This window comes from Streptomyces sp. CNZ301, from assembly GCF_004217425.1.
On record NZ_SHLG01000001.1, the window covers coordinates 2191569 to 2206829 of the forward strand.

Genomic DNA, 15261 nt, shown 5'->3' on the forward strand with positions numbered 1-15261 from the left:
CCGACGGCGGCCGGGGCCGCAGATCAGCAACTCGGCACCCGGCCACCGTCCTTGAGCGCGTCGAGCGCCTTCAAGGCGCCCGCGAGAGTCTCCACCGGCACCAGACGCAGGCCCTTCGGCTGCTCCACCTTCGCGTCGGCGCACTCGGCACGCGGCACGAGGAAGACGCTCGCCCCGTCACGCTTCGCCGCCCTCGTCTTCAGCGGCACTCCGCCGACGGGCCCCACCTTGCCGTCCGCCTTGATCGTGCCCGTACCCGCCACGACGCGGCCGCCGGTCAGGCCACCACCCCGGCCGTCCCCGACGACCTTGTCGACGATGCCGAGCGAGAAGAACAACCCGGCGCTCGGCCCGCCCACGTCGGCGAGGCGCAACGAAACCCGCACGTCCCGCGGCGACTTGCGCATCTGCCTCAGCGCGGCCTTGACCGCCGCGTTCTGCGACGACCGCATCTCGTCCTGGTTGTGCTTCTCGACCTCCTTGAGGCTGTCACCCACCGGGTAGACCGCCTCGGTCGGCATGGCCGCCCTGTCCGTACGGAACCAGTTCTCCACGACCTGCGGCAGCCGTACCGTCGCCCCGGGCGGCGTCGCGGCGATCGTCGTCATCAGCAGCTTGCCGTCGTCGGCTCTCGCTTCGCCGCTCCCCGGGCCGGAAACCGTGATGACCGGCTTGTCCTTGCTGTCGCCGAGCACGTTCGCGGTGAGACCGGGCTGCGCCAGCACGAACGGCAGCGGCGCGAACGCCGCCACCGCGAACAGCGCGACAAGCGGCACAGCACATACGAGGATCGTGCGCTGCCGCACCGAGAGCCGTCGCGGGCGGAGGCGCGCGCCGAGCCGGGAGAACAGCGAGGAAGGCGGGGCGGGTGTGTTCACCCCGGCAACCTAACAACCGCGCGGGGGCGCGCCCGACGCGCGGGCGGTGGCCGCCGTCCGGTGGGCGGACGGGACACGGTGCCGGCCGTGGGCCCGAGGGTCAGCGCAGCGCGTCGGCGACTTCCTGCGCCGCACGCACCACGCGCTCGCCCACCTGCGGCGGGACCGCGTCCGTCAGCATCACCACACCCACGCTGCCCTCGATGCCCGTCACGCCCCGCACCGGAGCGGCGGCACCTCCGGCACCGGCCTCCAACTCGCCGTGTGTGAGGACGAATCCGGGGCCCAGCTCGCTGTCGGGCCCCCGCCCCGCGAGGATCGCGCGTCCCGCGGCGCCCTTGTCGAGAGGGTGGCGGAAACCGGTGCGGTACGCAACGTGGTAATCCGTCCAGCTCGGCTCCACGACCGCCACCGCGAGCGCCTCCGAACCGTCGACCAGCGTCAGGTGCGCGGTGGCGCCGATCTCCTCGGCCAGGGACCGCAGCGCGGGCAGCGCCGCCTCCCGTACGAGCGGATGCACCTGCCGCCCCAGCCGCAGCACCCCCAGCCCGACGCGGGCACGCCCGCCCAGGTCACGGCGTACGAGGGCGTGCTGCTCGAGCGTGGCGAGCAGCCTGTAGACGACGGTGCGGTTCACGCCGAGCTTGTTGGACAGCTCCGTCACGGTCAGGCCGTGATCGGTGTCGGCGAGCAGCTTGAGGACACGCAGTCCCCGGTCGAGCGTCTGAGAGGTCTCCGCAGTCACGACGCGCTCCTCATCGGGTCAGTGGGGGCGGCACCGGGTGGGGGCGTAGCGGTGGGGGGCTCAGCCGTGGCCGGGATCGCGCTGTGCGTTGAACCTAGCGACCCGCTCCGCTGACCGGAAGAGTGCGTCCAGAATCCGGTCACTTCTTCTTTGCGCTCGGGGTTCGCGGTGGGGTGTGTGGTCGGTTCGTGGTGAGATGGGCCGTCGGTGCGTGCATGGTGCGTGATCCCTGCAGGGCAGGGGGTTGCAGACGCCCGGCTACGAAACCGGATGTCCCGCGCTCTCGGTCGCGGGCGGACCGACCAGCTCACCGAGCACGTCGTCCATGGTGACGAAGCCGAGTACGGTGCCCTTCTCGCCGGTGACTGCTGCCAAGTGGGTGCCGGCAGCGCGCATCACGGTCAAGGCGTCGTCCAGGGGGGTGTCGATCTTCACGGGGATGACGGTGTGCAGCGCCTCCCGGGGGAACGGCTCCTCACGGTGGGTCGCACCGAGCGCGTCCTTGATGTGCAGATACCCCAGGACCGTCTCACCGGGCCCCGTCACCGGCAGCCGCGACAACCTCGCGGCGGCAGCCGCCCGTTCCAGCCCCCGCGGGCTGATCAGGTGGTCGACGGTGACCATCTGCGCCAGCGGAACCATGACCTCGCCCACGGGGCGACTGCCCAATTCGAGAGCGTCACGCAGCCGTTCGCCGTCTTCCGGCTCCAGCAGCCCGGCGGCGCTGGAGGCCATGACGAGGTCGATGAGCTCATCGTCCGTGAAGACCGACTCGACTTCGTCTTTCGGTTCGACTCGCAGCAGCCGAAGAAGGGCGTTGGCGAAGGCGTTGATCCCGAAGGTGACAGGCCGCAGTGCCTGGGTGAGGCCGACGAGTGCCGGACCCAGCACCAGCGCGGTGCGAGCCGGAGCAGCCAGCGCGATGTTCTTGGGCACCATCTCGCCGATGAGCATGTGCAGATACGTCGCGACGGTGAGTGCGAGCACGAACGCGATCGGGTGGGTCAGAGCGGCCGGCACACCGATCGCCTCGAACCCGGGTTCCAGCAGGTGGGCGATGGCCGGTTCGGCGACCGCACCCAGTACGAGGGAGGAGACGGTGATGCCCAACTGTGCTGTGGCCATGGCTGCGGAGACGTGCCTCAACCCCCACAGGACGGTCTTCGCCCGCTTCTCGCCTGCTTGTGCAAGCGGTTCGATCTGGCTGCGTCGTACGGAGATGAGGGCGAACTCGGCTCCCACGAAGAAAGCGTTCGTGACCAGGGTGAGCGCACCGATGATCAGTTGAAGGTTGGTCATCGGGCTTCCTCGTCGGACTGCTCGGCGGGCGCGGTGATGTGTATCCGGTCGGCACGGTGCCGGGCGGCGTGCACAACCGCGAAGGACCAGCCTCCTGCCTCGAGCCGGTCGCCCGCGACCGGAATACGCTCCAGGCGCGTGGCGACGAGACCGGCGAGGGTCTCGTAGGGCCCGGCGGGGGCGGAGAAGCCGAGCTCCTCGAGCTCGTCGAGGCGGACACTTCCATCCGCCTCCCACGCCCGGCGGCCGTCGCCGGAAGGAGTCAGCGGAGTCAGGTCGGGAAGATCCTCCGGGTCGTGCTCGTCCCGCACTTCACCGACGACCTCCTCGACGATGTCCTCCATGGTGGCGACACCGGCGGTACCGCCGTACTCGTCGACCACGACGGCCATGGTGTGAGCGCGGCGCAAAGGTGCCAGGAGCCGATCGACCGGAAGCGAGTCGGGCACCCGAAGCGGATCGGTGATCAGGTCGGTGATCCGTACGTGGGGGCGTGACTGCTCATCGAGGGCCAGAACGTCCCGGATGTGGACGGTGCCCACGACGTCGTCCAGGGTGTCCCGGTAGACGGGGAAGCAGGAGAGGCCCGTGGCCAGCGAGAGACCGGCTGCTTCCTCGGCAGTGGCGTGAGCCGCCAGAGCGTGTACGTCCACGCGCGGCGTCATGACGTTTTCAGCTGTCAGGTCTGCCAAGTGCATGGTGCGGACGAACAACTCGGCCGAGTCCTGTTCGATGGCTCCCTCTCGCGCCGAGTGGCGGACGAGGGCCACCAGTTCCTCCGGTGAACGCGCAGAGGCGAGCTCCTCGGCGGGTTCGAGACCGACACGGCGGAGCAGCCGGTTGGCCGTGTTGTTGAGGTGCCTGATGAGCGGGGTGAAAGCGGCCGTGAAACCCAGCTGAGGACCGGCGACGATGCGGGCCACGGCCAGGGGCCTGGAGATCGCCCAGTTCTTCGGGACGAGCTCACCGACCACCATGAGGAAGATGGTGGAGACCGTGACACCGAGCACCGTCGACGTGCCGGCCACGGCGCCCTCCGGCACGCCCGCCGCTGTGAGGGGACCTTTCAGCAAGGAGGCCAGTGACGGCTCGGCCAGCATGCCGATCACCAGTGACGTGACGGTGATCCCGAGCTGCGCGCCCGAGAGCTGGAAGGTCAGCCGCTGCACTGCTCGCAGGGCATGGGAGGCGCCACGTTCGCCTGCCCGCGCAGAACGTTGCAGCTCGTTCCGTTCCACCGTCGTGAGGGAGAACTCGGCCGCGACGAAGACGGCGCACGCGAGAGTCAGGGCGATCGCGGCCAGGAGGAGAAGCACTTCGGTCACCGTGCCACCCCCGTCCGCGTAGGCGTGGGCGCAGGGATGGCACGGCAGGGACTGGGAGGCTCACCCATTACGGGACCGCGGCTCCTTCTCCGAGTGGACGGTTCGCCGGCGGTCGGGCCCGCCGGTGCAGTAAAAGGATAGTAAAGTGTATCGGTCCGGCCGCGTCAGGGACTCTTCGCATCCCCCTCCGTCACGGGCGTCTGCTCGCAGGTTGTGTGCGGGCCTGCGGCGGAACGGACCGGCTCGGGCAGCTTCTTCCCACCGGAGATCACACGCAGCGGGCGCGGCCCGAACGGAGATTTGTTCCGGCCGCAGCGCGCCATGGCCCTCCACACGCCGGCGGATGTTCTTCTTCCGTGAGAACCACAGAGCAAACCCGTCGTAGCCGAGCAAGGGAGCGTCGTGCTCGCACTGCTGGACGGCCGGTGGCCGGTGACCTGGAGTGTGGTGGCGCTGCTGTCGGCGGGCCTGCTCACCGTTGTGTGCAGCATCCGCCTCGCCACTCTCGGCGACGTCCTGGCAGACCGGACCGGCTGGGGCGAGGCCATCTTCGGTGCCGTCCTGTTCGGGCTTGTGACGTCGCTTTCCGGGATCGTGATGACTGGCGTGAGCGCAGCGGACTCGGAGCCGCAACTTGCGTACAGCAACGCAGTCGGAGGCATCGCCGCCCAGACTCTCGCCGTCGTGATCGCAGACGTCTTCCACCGAAGAGCCAACCTGGAACACGCCACGGCTTCGCTGGAGAACATCCTGTTCGGCTGCCTCCTGACAGGGCTTCTCGGTATCGCCCTCATGGCCTCCTTCAGCCCCCAGGTCACCGTGCTCGGCGGACATCCGGCCTCGGCTGTGCTCGTCCTCTTCTATGCGGGCGGTCTGCGGCTCATGCACAGCAGTGAACTGCCCATGTGGCGACCGGTACGCACGCAGGAGACGGTGCCGGACACGCCACAGCCACCGGGGAAGGACAACGAACGCGCGACCGGGCTGCTGTGGGCCGAGTTCCTCGCAGTCGCCCTGATCGTGGTTCTCGGCGGCTGGGCCGTCACCCACGCAGCCGAAGGGATCGTCTCGGGCACGGGCCTCACCCCCGGCCTGGTCGGCGCGGGCATCATGGGCGTCATCAACGCCCTGCCGGAAACGGTGACCGCGATCGCGGCAGTGCGCCGCGGCGCAGTCACCCTTGCCATCGCGGCAATCCTCGGCGGGAACTGCCTGGACGTGCTGAACCTTGTCGTAGGCGACATCGTCTACCCGGGCGGATCGCTGTACCACGCCGCCGGCCGCGACGAACTCTTCCTCACCTGCGGAGCGTTGGTGATGACGACGATCGTGCTCGGCGGGCTCCTCGTACGTCAGCGGCGAGGCTGGTTCGGACTCGGCTTCGACGGCACCCTGCTCATCGGGATCTACGCGACGACGCTGGTCACGCTGGCCTTCTGATCTCACTGCCGACATCGCTGACACGCGGCAGGCAAGTTGAGCCTGCGCGAGTGACCCGAAGGGCCACCGACGGGGCAGCCGCCCTGAGGCCAACCGGACTCCCGGAGGGGAGAAGGGAACGAGAGCGGCAGACGCCAGACCGGCGGGAGGGGGCGGGACGTGCAGGCGGGGGGCACGGGGCTCAAACATGATTTGCGGACCGGCATATGGGAGGCAGCACGAAAACCCGAACCGGTCCAGGGAGGTAAATCATGCCGCCCCGGGACACCCGCCGGAACGGCCCGCCCCCGCACCACCACGAACCCCACGCGCACCCCCGCACCCCCGCACCCCCGCACGCGAACAACAGCCACCCCCCGGCACCCGCCGGCCGACGCCCAGCCCCCGCGGGCCCTCGCCCGACCGGAACCCCAATGATTGCCGCACCTCTGCCGGGTACCCGGAGGCTGATTCGGGACAAGCGAGCAGGAGTCGGAACCGTGTTCTTCGTCGACACCCTGGAGACCCAGGGACTGGGCAATCGCAGCTATCTCGCGGGCGGCCCCGTGGCCGCAATCGCGGTCGACCCGCCGCGGGACGTCGACCGGGTGGTCACCGCCGCGGCCCGCCGCGGCGTCCGCATCGCGTACGTGGCGGAGACCCACGTCCACAACGACTACGTCACCGGCGGCCTGGAACTGGCCCGTGTCACCGGTGCCCGCTACCTTGTGCCCGCCGGCGCGGACGTCTCGTTCGCCCGTACACCCGTCGCGGACGGCGACACCGTCACCGTCGACGGGCAACTGACCGTGCGCGCCCTGTCGACTCCCGGTCACACACCGCACCACATCTCGTACGTCCTGGAGGAGAACGGCCACGGCGTCGCCGCGTTCACCGGAGGGTCGCTGCTGATCGGAACGGTCGGGCGGCCGGACCTGGTGGAGCCGCGGCTGACGGAGTCGCTGGCCAGGGATCAGCACCGGTCCGCGCACCGGCTGGCCGGCTCGCTGGACGACGACGTTCAGGTGCTGCCGACCCACGGTTTCGGCAGCTTCTGCTCCAGCGAGCAGGCGGCCGGGGAGTCGACCACGATCGGCGCCGAGCGCAAGGAGAACGACGCGCTCACGCTCGACGTGGAGACCTTCGTGTCGAGGCTGCTCAAGGGCCTGGAGGACATCCCGGCCTATTACGTGCACATGGGCCCCGTCAACGCGGCGGGTCCCGATCCGGTGGATCTCACGCCGCCGCAGCAGGCCGGCCCGGAGCAGATCGCCGCCCGCCTGGCGGCCGGTGAGTGGGTCGTGGACCTGCGTGACCGCACGGCCTTCGCCGCCGGCCATCTCGCCGGTTCGTACAACTTCGAGGGCGACGGGCGGCTCGCGACCTATCTCGCGTGGCTGATCCCGTGGGGGAAGCCGGTGACGCTGCTGGGTGAGAGCCCGGAGCAAGTTGCAGAAGCGCAGCGTGAGTTGACCCGCGTGGGCATCGACCGCCCGGCGGCCGCCGCCAGCGGCGGCCCGTCCGACTGGGCGCGCGGCGCGGATGAGGTCGCCTCGTTCCCGCGTGCCGGTTTCGACGAGTTGAGTGCCGCCCTTGCCGGGGGCGAGGTGCCGGTGGTGCTGGATGTGCGCCGCGATTCCGAACGCGCCCGCGGATACGTCGGCGGGTCGGTCCACATCCCCGTGCACGAGCTCCACGGCCGGTTGGCGGAGGTGCCGCCCGGCGTGGTGTGGGTCCACTGTGCGACGGGGATGCGCGCGACCATCGCGGCTTCCGTGCTGGACGCCGCCGGACGCTCCGTGGTCGTGATCGACGACGAGTTCGCCTCACCGGCGGCGGAACGGCTCACCGTCGTCCCGGCGGGCTGAGTACCTGCGGTCGTAGGGCGCGGCACCGGCCAGCCGCGTCGGAACACCCGGAAAGCCCCCGGAAGCCGCCGGGAATCCGACCGAGAGCCGATCACCGGAACCGACCGGGGGCCGATCGCCGGAGCCGACCGCCGGAACCGACCGGGAGCCGATCACCGGAACCGACCGTCGGAGCCGCGAAAACCCCGGGCCCCGCTGATCACGGAGGCGGGCAGCCGCTGGCGCGCGGCGCTCGCCGGCCGCGGCCCCGGAGCCTCGCGCCGGCCGGAGCGCCGGCGCCGGCCCCGGGAATCCCCGTGCCGCACCGGACGCTCAGCGCATCCGCGTCGCCCACTCCCGCACCTTCGTGATGCGCTGTTCGATCTGGCCCGCCGTGGCCTCCGCGCTCGGCGGGCCCCCGCACACCCGGCGCAGCTCGTTGTGGATCACCCCGTGGGGCTTTCCGCTCTGGTGGACGTACGCCCCCACGAGCCCGTTCAACTGCTTGCGCAGTTCCAGCAGTTCCTTGTGCGTGACGACGGGGCGGCGGTCCGCGGGCAGTTCGATCAGGTCCGCCTCCGCGTCGGGCCTCTTCCTGCTGTGCGCGATCTGCCGCGCCTGCCGCTTCTGGAGGAGGGCCTGCACCTGGTCCGGTTCCAGGAGTCCGGGGATGCCGAGGTAGTCCTGCTCCTCGTCGCTGCCGGGGTGGGCCTGCATGCCGAATTCGGCGCCGTCGTACATGACCCGGTCGAAGACGGCGTCCGACTCCAGTGCCTCGAAGGGCAGTTGATCCTGCTCGCCGGTGTCCTCGTCCTGTTCGCGTTCGGCCTCCTCGAGGAGGTCCGCCTCTTCGGCGTAGGGGTCGTCGTCCGCGTCCTTCTTCGGCTTGTCGAGCACGTGGTCGCGCTCGACCTCCATCTCGTGCGCGAAGGTCATCAGCATCGGGATGGTCGGCAGGAAGACGGACGCGGTCTCGCCCCTCCGACGCGACCGCACGAAGCGGCCGACGGCCTGCGCGAAGAAGAGCGGCGTGGAGATCGTCGTGGCGTACACGCCGACCGTGAGGCGGGGGACGTCCACGCCCTCGGAGACCATCCGCACCGCGACCATCCACCGGTCGTCGGAGTTGCGGAAGTCCTCGATGCGCTGCGAGGCGCCGCTGTCGTCGGAGAGCACGACCGTGGCGGCGGTGCCGGTGACTTCGCGGAGCAGCTTCGCGTACGCACGGGCCGAGTCCTGGTCGCTGGCGATCACCAGGCCGCCCGCGTCGGGGACGGCCTTGCGCACTTCGCTCAGCCGCCGGTCGGCGGCGCCGAGGACGGACGGCATCCACTCGCCGTGCGGGTCGAGGGCCGTGCGCCACGCCTGTGAGACGGCGTCCTTCGTCATGGGTTCGCCGAGGCGTGCCTCGATCTCGTCGCCCGCCTTGGTCCGCCAGCGCATGTTGCCGCTGTAGGAGAGGAAGATGACGGGGCGCACGACGCCGTCGGCGAGCCCGTTGCCGTAGCCGTAGGTGTAGTCGGCGACGGAACGGCGCACCCCGTCGGCGTCCTCGGCGTAGTCGACGAACGGGATGGGGTTGGTGTCGGAGCGGAAGGGTGTGCCGGTGAGGGCGAGCCGACGCGTGGCCGGCTCGAACGCCTCCTGGCATGCCTCGCCCCATGAGCGGCTGTCGCCGGCGTGGTGGATCTCGTCGAGGATGACGAGCGTCTTGCGCTGCTCGACCCGGTTGCGGTGAAGCATCGGCCGCACGCCCACGCCCGCGTACGTCACCGCGACGCCGTGGTACTCCTTGCTGAGCGGTCCGGCGCTGTAGTCGGGGTCGAGCTTGATGCCGATGCGCGCGGCCGCCTCGGCCCACTGCTTCTTCAGGTGCTCGGTCGGCGCCACGACGGTCACCTGCTGCACGACGTGGTGGTGGAGCAGCCACGAGGCGAGGGTGAGCGCGAACGTCGTCTTGCCGGCGCCCGGCGTCGCCACGGCGAGGAAGTCCCGTGGCTGCTGCTGCAGATACGCGTCCATCGCCGCCTGCTGCCACGCGCGCAGCTTGCCGGCCGTGCCCCAGGGGGCGCGGCCGGGGAAGGCGGGCGACAGGTGGTGGCTGGTGGAGGAGGTGCTGGTAGTCACGGTCTCCGGGTGGGTCGGTGGCGTGGTCGTCCGCTGTGGTGCGAGGGCCGCTGTCGAGTGCTGCCGGACAGCACGGCGAGGCTGCTTCAGCCTACCGGCGGCCGCTGACGGTCTCCGTGGGGAGTCCGTTTCCGGCGGATCCCCGGGCGTGCACGGAAGTTGCGCGCGCAGCGCCGCCGGGCGCGTCACGCGGTCAGCAGCACGCCCCCGTACGAGACACCGGCGATGACGATCCACGAGCACAGCCCGAGCGCGGCGACCCTGCTTCCCGTGCGGGCGAGCGTGGGCAGATGGACGGCGCTGCCCAGCCCGAACAGGGCGGCGGCCAGCAGCAGTTCCTGCACGGTGGCGGCGGCGCCGAGGGCGTCCGCGGGGAGCCGTCCCGTCGTGCGGAGGAGGACCATGAGGAGGAAGCCGGCGACGAAGAGCGGCACGAGAGGCGGACGCCGGCCCGCCGTGCCGGTGCCGGTGCCGGTGCCCTTGCCGGTGCCGGCGCTCTTGCCGGTGCCCTTGCCGTCCTTGGCGCCGTCGGGCCGCACTTCGGCGCCGGCGTCCCGGGAGTGCGCGTGGCGTGCCCGCACGGACAGGACGACGGCCGCCACGAGCGGCGCGAGCAGCGCGACGCGCATCAGCTTCACCAGCACCGCCTGGCCGAGGGCGTGCTGCCCGGCGGTCTGGGCGGTCGCCACGACCTGGCCGACGTCGTGCACGCCCGCGCCGACCCAGCGTCCGAACTGACCCGCGTCCAGGCCCAACGGCTGGTGCAGCAGCGGCAGTACGGCGATGGCGAGCGTGCCGCAGAGCGTGACGAGGGCGACGGACGTGGCGACGTCGCGCTCCTCGCTCTCCCGCACCTCGCTGACGGCGCAGATCGCGGAGGCGCCGCAGATCGAGTAGCCGGTGGCGATCAGCAGCGGCTGGTCGCCGGGGAGGCCGAGCCTCCTGCCGAGCCACAGCGTCCCGGAGAAGGTCGCCGCGACCACGACGAGCACCATCGCGACGGTCGCCCAGCCGAGACCGGCGATGTCGCCGACGCTCAACTTCAGCCCGAGCAGCACCACTCCGACCCGCATGAGGCGCTTGCCCGCGAACGACAGACCGGGCCGGGCCGTGCCGCTCACCAGCGTCCGCGCACCGGGCAGGTGGGCGGCGAGGATGCCGAGGACGACGGCTGCCGTCAGCAGCGGCACGGCCGGCACCAGCAGATGCACGGATCCCGCGGCGGCGACGCCCAGCGCGGCCACCCCCAGGCCCGGCAGCGGGCCGGTGGTGAGCGGTCCCGCCGGGCGGGCGGTGCCGCCGCGACCGGCTTCCGTGCGGGAGGGCCGGACCGTGCCCGCGGCGGAACGCGCGGGCGAGGGGGCGGGGGACACCGGTGGCCGGTCCCCCAGCAGCGCCATCAGCGGTCCGCCGGCAACTCGTACACGCGGCGCACGCTGCTGCCCAGGCGTGAGATGTCGGCGCCGTAGACGTGCAGCGAAATCGCCTTCTCCCCGCAGCCGTTCCACACCTTGTGTATGTCGCCGGGCGGAGCGAATCCGCACACGGCGCCGACCGGGTTGACCACGTCCTCCGTCGCGACGAGCCGCGCGCTCCCGCCCGGTTCCTCCGCGGGCAGCAGCCGGTAGCGCCGCTCGTGCTCCTCGCCTTCGTGTACGCCGGTGACGCACCAGGAGACGTGGTCGTGCACCGGTGTGCACTGGCCGGGCAGCCACACCAGCGCGACGATCGAGAAGCTGCCGTCGTGCTCGGCGTGCAGCAGGTGCTGGCGGTAGCGGCCGGGGTCGCCCTCCTGCTGCTCCGGAGTGAGGAGGGCGCCCGCGTCACCGGTGCCGAGGTGCGGTGCGAGCTTCTCGCCGACGAGGTACGCGGTGACGTCCGGCGCCATTCCGCGGCCGACCACTTCGCGCACTTCTCCGACGAGGGCGTCGAGCCGTGCGGTGGTACGGGGCACGGTGCCGGCGGCGGTCTCCGCGGGGTGGTGCTGCGTCGAAGTGGCCATGTCCGCAGAGTGAGGCCCCGGAACCATCACGTCCAACGAGGGTTTCTTCACCCTTCCCCAACGAACGCTTATGGAAGGCGAGTCCGCCGGGCGGGTTCACAACTCACGCCGGGGCACCGCCCGGGACATGAGCGGCGTTCAGCACCCGACGCGGTTCGCGGCGGCCGTCCTCAGTTCGTCCAGCACGAGCGCGGTCGTGGGGATTTCGAGGTGCTCGCGCAGCACGTACGCGGAGACCTGCCGCCGCGAGGGCGGGTCCAGGGCCCGCCCGGTGACCTTGCGGTGCACGAGGAAGGAGAGCACCAGCCCCGGCATCATCGCGATGCCGAGCCCTTCGGCGACGAGGCTCTGCACCACGAGAATGTCGTCGGTGGTGAAGGCTATGTCCGGCGCGAAGCCCAACTCGGCGCACTCGTGCAGGAAGTTGGCGCGGCAGCGCAGGCAGCCCGCGATCCACCGCTCGTCCGCCAGCTCGGAGAGCCTGACCGCGCGGCGGCGCGCCATCGGGTGCCCCGTCGGCAGCAGCACGGTCAGCTGGTCCTCCATGAGCGGGATCTCGACCAGCTCATCAGGGACCTGGGCGTGGAGTCCGGGATAGGTGAAGGCCAAAGTGATGTCGCACTCGCCGTCGGCGACGCGCCGCATCGAATCGGGCGGCTCCGCCTCCTGCAACTCGACCCGCACGCCCGGGTGTCCGTCCGCCAGGCGCGCCAGCGCCTCCGGTACGAGCGTCGCACCCGCGCTGGGGAACGCGCACATCCGCACCCGCCCGGCACGCAGCCCTGTGATCGCCGACATCTGCTGCTGCGCGGCCGCGATCCGGTCGAGTATGACGCCCGCGTGCCGCTCCAGCGCCTCGCCCGCCTCCGTCAGCCGCATCTGCCGCCCCACCCGGACGAACAGCGGTGTGCCGACGGACCGTTCGAGGGCCTTCATCTGCTGCGTGATCGCGGGCTGCGTGTAGCCGAGCGTCCGCGCGGCCGCCGAGTACGAACCGACCCGCACCACTTCGTGGAACGTCCGGATGTGCCGCGAGTCGAACATGCCAGAACCATAAGCAGAATTTGGACCCGGGCGACACACCGGCACCGGAGCTTGGATTCACCGACGGGCAGGGCACGACCGCGCGCAGCAAGAGCAACGGGGGCGCCAGCCTCTCCGGCCACCCCCGCATCCACACCTGCTTACGCGTCGTCCCGCAGAGCGCGGAGTCCTTCTGTGGTGATCTTCACCTCGTCGCGATCCTGCCCGTCACGACTCCGATGACCAGCCTCTCGGCTGCATCGATGTCGGGCCGCAGGCTGACGCCGTTGAGCGTCAGGAAGGTGACGCAGGACAGCCATGCCGTGCGCTTGTTCCCGTCCACGAGCGGATGGTTGAGGGCAGCGACTGGAGAAGCGAAGCCGCGTTGTCCAGGAGGTCCGTGTAGGCCTCTTCGCCGAACATCGACGCGGAGGGGCGATGCACTGCCGACTCCAGGAGACCGGCGTCCCGCACCTCGACTTCCACACCACCGCATGCGGCACGAGCGACGGTCGAGACCTCCTCGGCGGCCAGTCAGAGGAGGTCACTTGAGCCGCTCCATCAGCTCGTGCCACTTGGCGGCTTCCTTGGTCGCGGTCTCCCGCACCATGGCTTCGCGCGCGTTCCGCGCCAGATAGCGCTCCACAGCCCTGAGCACTACTGCGTGCATACTGCGCCCTTCGAGCTCCGCCTGCTTCTTGAGTGCTTCGGTGAGCTCGTCGTCGAGACGAAGGTTCATAGCCATACCAAAACGGTGCGTACGACCTGGGGTCAAGGCGATACCGAGCTCATGCCCGCTCCCGCAGCCGCCCCGCGACGGCCACGCCCAGCGCGCAGACCGCTGCCGCGATCGCGTAGACCGCGACGAACGCCAGCGGGCGGCCCTCGGCCGCCGCGGCCCCCGCAGCACCGCTCCCCGCGACGCCCACGCTGACCGAACCGCCTCCGCACAGCGCGAACGCCGCACCCGTCGCCGCGAGCAGCACCACGTTGGAGAGGCTGTCGGACATCTGCAACGCGGCCGAGTTCTTCCCCGCCTCCTCCGGGGCGGACAGCTGCAGCAGCAGCACGCTCGTCGAGGAGATGACCAGGCCCATGCCGTAGCAGCCCACTGCCATCGCGACGGCCAGCGTCCACACGGGCACGCTCTGCGCCAGCGCCGCCGGCGAGTAAGCCACGCCCGCCGTCACCAGCACCATCCCGATCCGGGCCAGCCGTTCCCGGTACGGCGCCAGACGCTGCCGCGACTGCGTGAACGAACCCAGCGCCCAGGTCGCACCGCCCGCCGCCAGCGTCAGCCCCGCCATCGTGACGGACAGTCCGCGCTGGCTGACCAGCATCAGCGGCACGAAGCTCTCCGCCACCACGAATCCGCCCGCCGCGATACCGCGCAGCAGCACCACCGCGGGCAGCCCGCGCGCCGCCCGGTACGTGCCGCGCGGAAGCAGCCGCAGCGCCGCCGGCACGAGCAGCGCGGCCCCCGCGACGGCAGGGAGCACCGCGAAGAGGGTCAGCTCCTGTCCCGCGTACTGCAGCAGGCCCGCACCGGCGGCCAGCACCACGGCAAGCCTCAGGCGCCGGCGGTCGGCCGGTCTCTTGCCTCGGCGGTCGGCGGAGGCCGCGGAGTTTGTGGAGTCGGGGGCGGGATCACCGGGCGGCGGCCCCGACGCGGCGCGCCGCACTGCCGGCAGCATCACGGCGAGCGGCACCGCCACCAGGAGCGGAACGCCGAGGAACACCCAGCGCCAGCCGAGATGCTGCGTCACCGAACCGGCGATCAACGGCCCGACGACGGCGGGCACCACCCACGCCGCGGCGAAGCACGCCAGCACCGTGGGCCGCAGCTGCTCCGGGTAGGCGCGGCTGACGGTGACGTACAGCGCCACGATGACCAGCCCCCCGCCGATGCCCTGCACGGCGCGGCCCGCGACGAAGATCCCCATGGTGGCGGCCGTGCCCGACAGCAGCAGCCCCGCGGCGAACGACCCGATCCCCCACGCCAGCGGCGGCAGCGGCCCGCTCCGGTCGCTCCACTGTCCGGAGACGACCATGCCGAGCAGGGAGGTGGTGAAGAGCGCGGAGAAGGCGAAGGCGTAGACGGAGACACCGTCGAGTTCGTCGGCCGCCACGGGCATCGCCGTGCCGACGGCGGTCGCTTCGAAGGCGATGAGGAAGACGACCGACACGATGCCGAGCGTCAGTGCCAGATAGCCGCGTCCGAGGACGCTCTGCGTCCGAGGAAGACCGGCGCCGCTCTGCGTCCGAGGAAGACCGGCGCCGCTCTGCGTCCGAGGAAGACCGGCGCCGCTCGGCGGCCGTGGCAGTCCGGCAGCTGCGTCGGCTGCCTCGGCTGCGTCGGCCGGAACGGGCACGGGAACGGGGAGGTCCGACGACGGAGCGGTGGTCCTCACGGGTGCCGGGTCCTTCACACCTCCGGGCTCCCGGGCGCCATCCCCAGATGCAGTCATACGGGAACGGTAAGGGCCACGACTGACATTGGCACCTGTCAGTGGTCCCGGTGCCGTCGTCCGTTCGACCTAGGCCGGATCTGCCACGCCCCGGACCGGGGCGGACGGTCACGACCCGGACCGGGGCG

General features: G+C 71.4%; 12 protein-coding genes and 1 pseudogene. 2 read left to right on the forward strand and 11 right to left on the reverse strand.

Going from position 1 to position 15261, the window contains the following annotated elements:
• Positions 1 to 23: 23 nt before the first annotated feature.
• From EV375_RS09455 to EV375_RS09470, 4 genes are all read right to left on the reverse strand, one after another.
• Positions 24 to 851, reverse strand: coding sequence for a S16 family serine protease (locus tag EV375_RS09455; protein WP_130301725.1), 828 nt, complete (start codon positions 849 to 851; stop codon positions 24 to 26).
• 127 nt (positions 852 to 978) lie between these two features.
• On the reverse strand, positions 979 to 1623 hold the full coding sequence (locus EV375_RS09460; protein WP_055485181.1) for an IclR family transcriptional regulator: 645 nt from the start codon (positions 1621 to 1623) through the stop codon (positions 979 to 981).
• A 258-nt stretch (positions 1624 to 1881) separates the two neighbouring features.
• Positions 1882 to 2922 (reverse strand): hemolysin family protein, encoded by a 1041-nt coding sequence (locus tag EV375_RS09465; RefSeq protein WP_130299052.1) that lies wholly within the window; start codon positions 2920 to 2922, stop codon positions 1882 to 1884.
• Positions 2919 to 4247: a hemolysin family protein gene (locus EV375_RS09470; protein ID WP_130299053.1), complete on the reverse strand. Its 1329-nt coding sequence runs from the start codon at positions 4245 to 4247 to the stop codon at positions 2919 to 2921. Before EV375_RS09470 ends, EV375_RS09465 begins: the two co-directional genes overlap by 4 nt.
• 411 nt (positions 4248 to 4658) lie before the next feature.
• Between EV375_RS09470 and EV375_RS09475 the strand changes: the two genes are divergently transcribed.
• Both EV375_RS09475 and EV375_RS09480 read left to right on the forward strand, forming a co-directional pair.
• A complete protein-coding gene (locus tag EV375_RS09475; protein WP_130301726.1) occupies positions 4659 to 5687 on the forward strand; it encodes a cation transporter in 1029 nt (342 codons plus the stop codon).
• Positions 5688 to 6166: 479 nt separating this feature from the next.
• Complete coding sequence (locus EV375_RS09480) at positions 6167 to 7534, forward strand: MBL fold metallo-hydrolase (protein WP_130299054.1); 1368 nt, start codon at positions 6167 to 6169, stop codon at positions 7532 to 7534.
• Between the two features lie 312 nt (positions 7535 to 7846).
• Here the strand turns inward: EV375_RS09480 and EV375_RS09485 are convergent, their stop codons facing one another.
• From EV375_RS09485 to EV375_RS09515, 7 genes and pseudogenes are all read right to left on the reverse strand, one after another.
• Positions 7847 to 9640: a DEAD/DEAH box helicase gene (locus EV375_RS09485; RefSeq protein WP_130299055.1), complete on the reverse strand. Its 1794-nt coding sequence runs from the start codon at positions 9638 to 9640 to the stop codon at positions 7847 to 7849.
• A 185-nt stretch (positions 9641 to 9825) separates the two neighbouring features.
• Positions 9826 to 11040: a putative sulfate exporter family transporter gene (locus tag EV375_RS09490; RefSeq protein WP_130299056.1), complete on the reverse strand. Its 1215-nt coding sequence runs from the start codon at positions 11038 to 11040 to the stop codon at positions 9826 to 9828.
• Complete coding sequence (locus EV375_RS09495; RefSeq protein ID WP_130299057.1) at positions 11040 to 11642, reverse strand: cysteine dioxygenase; 603 nt, start codon at positions 11640 to 11642, stop codon at positions 11040 to 11042. Before EV375_RS09495 ends, EV375_RS09490 begins: the two co-directional genes overlap by 1 nt.
• A 138-nt stretch (positions 11643 to 11780) precedes the next feature.
• Entirely contained in the window at positions 11781 to 12686 is a 906-nt protein-coding gene (locus EV375_RS09500; protein WP_055485187.1) for a LysR family transcriptional regulator, read from the reverse strand.
• Positions 12687 to 12826: 140 nt separating this feature from the next.
• Positions 12827 to 13199: pseudogene (locus EV375_RS09505) on the reverse strand (type II toxin-antitoxin system death-on-curing family toxin).
• 10 nt (positions 13200 to 13209) lie between these two features.
• The gene (locus tag EV375_RS09510) at positions 13210 to 13410 is read right to left on the reverse strand and encodes a ribbon-helix-helix protein, CopG family (protein WP_130299058.1); all 201 of its coding nucleotides are present in this window, start codon (positions 13408 to 13410) and stop codon (positions 13210 to 13212) included.
• A gap of 43 nt (positions 13411 to 13453) precedes the next feature.
• Positions 13454 to 15076, reverse strand: a complete 1623-nt coding sequence (locus EV375_RS09515) for an MFS transporter (protein WP_486588379.1) — start codon at positions 15074 to 15076, stop codon at positions 13454 to 13456.
• Positions 15077 to 15261: the final 185 nt, after the last annotated feature.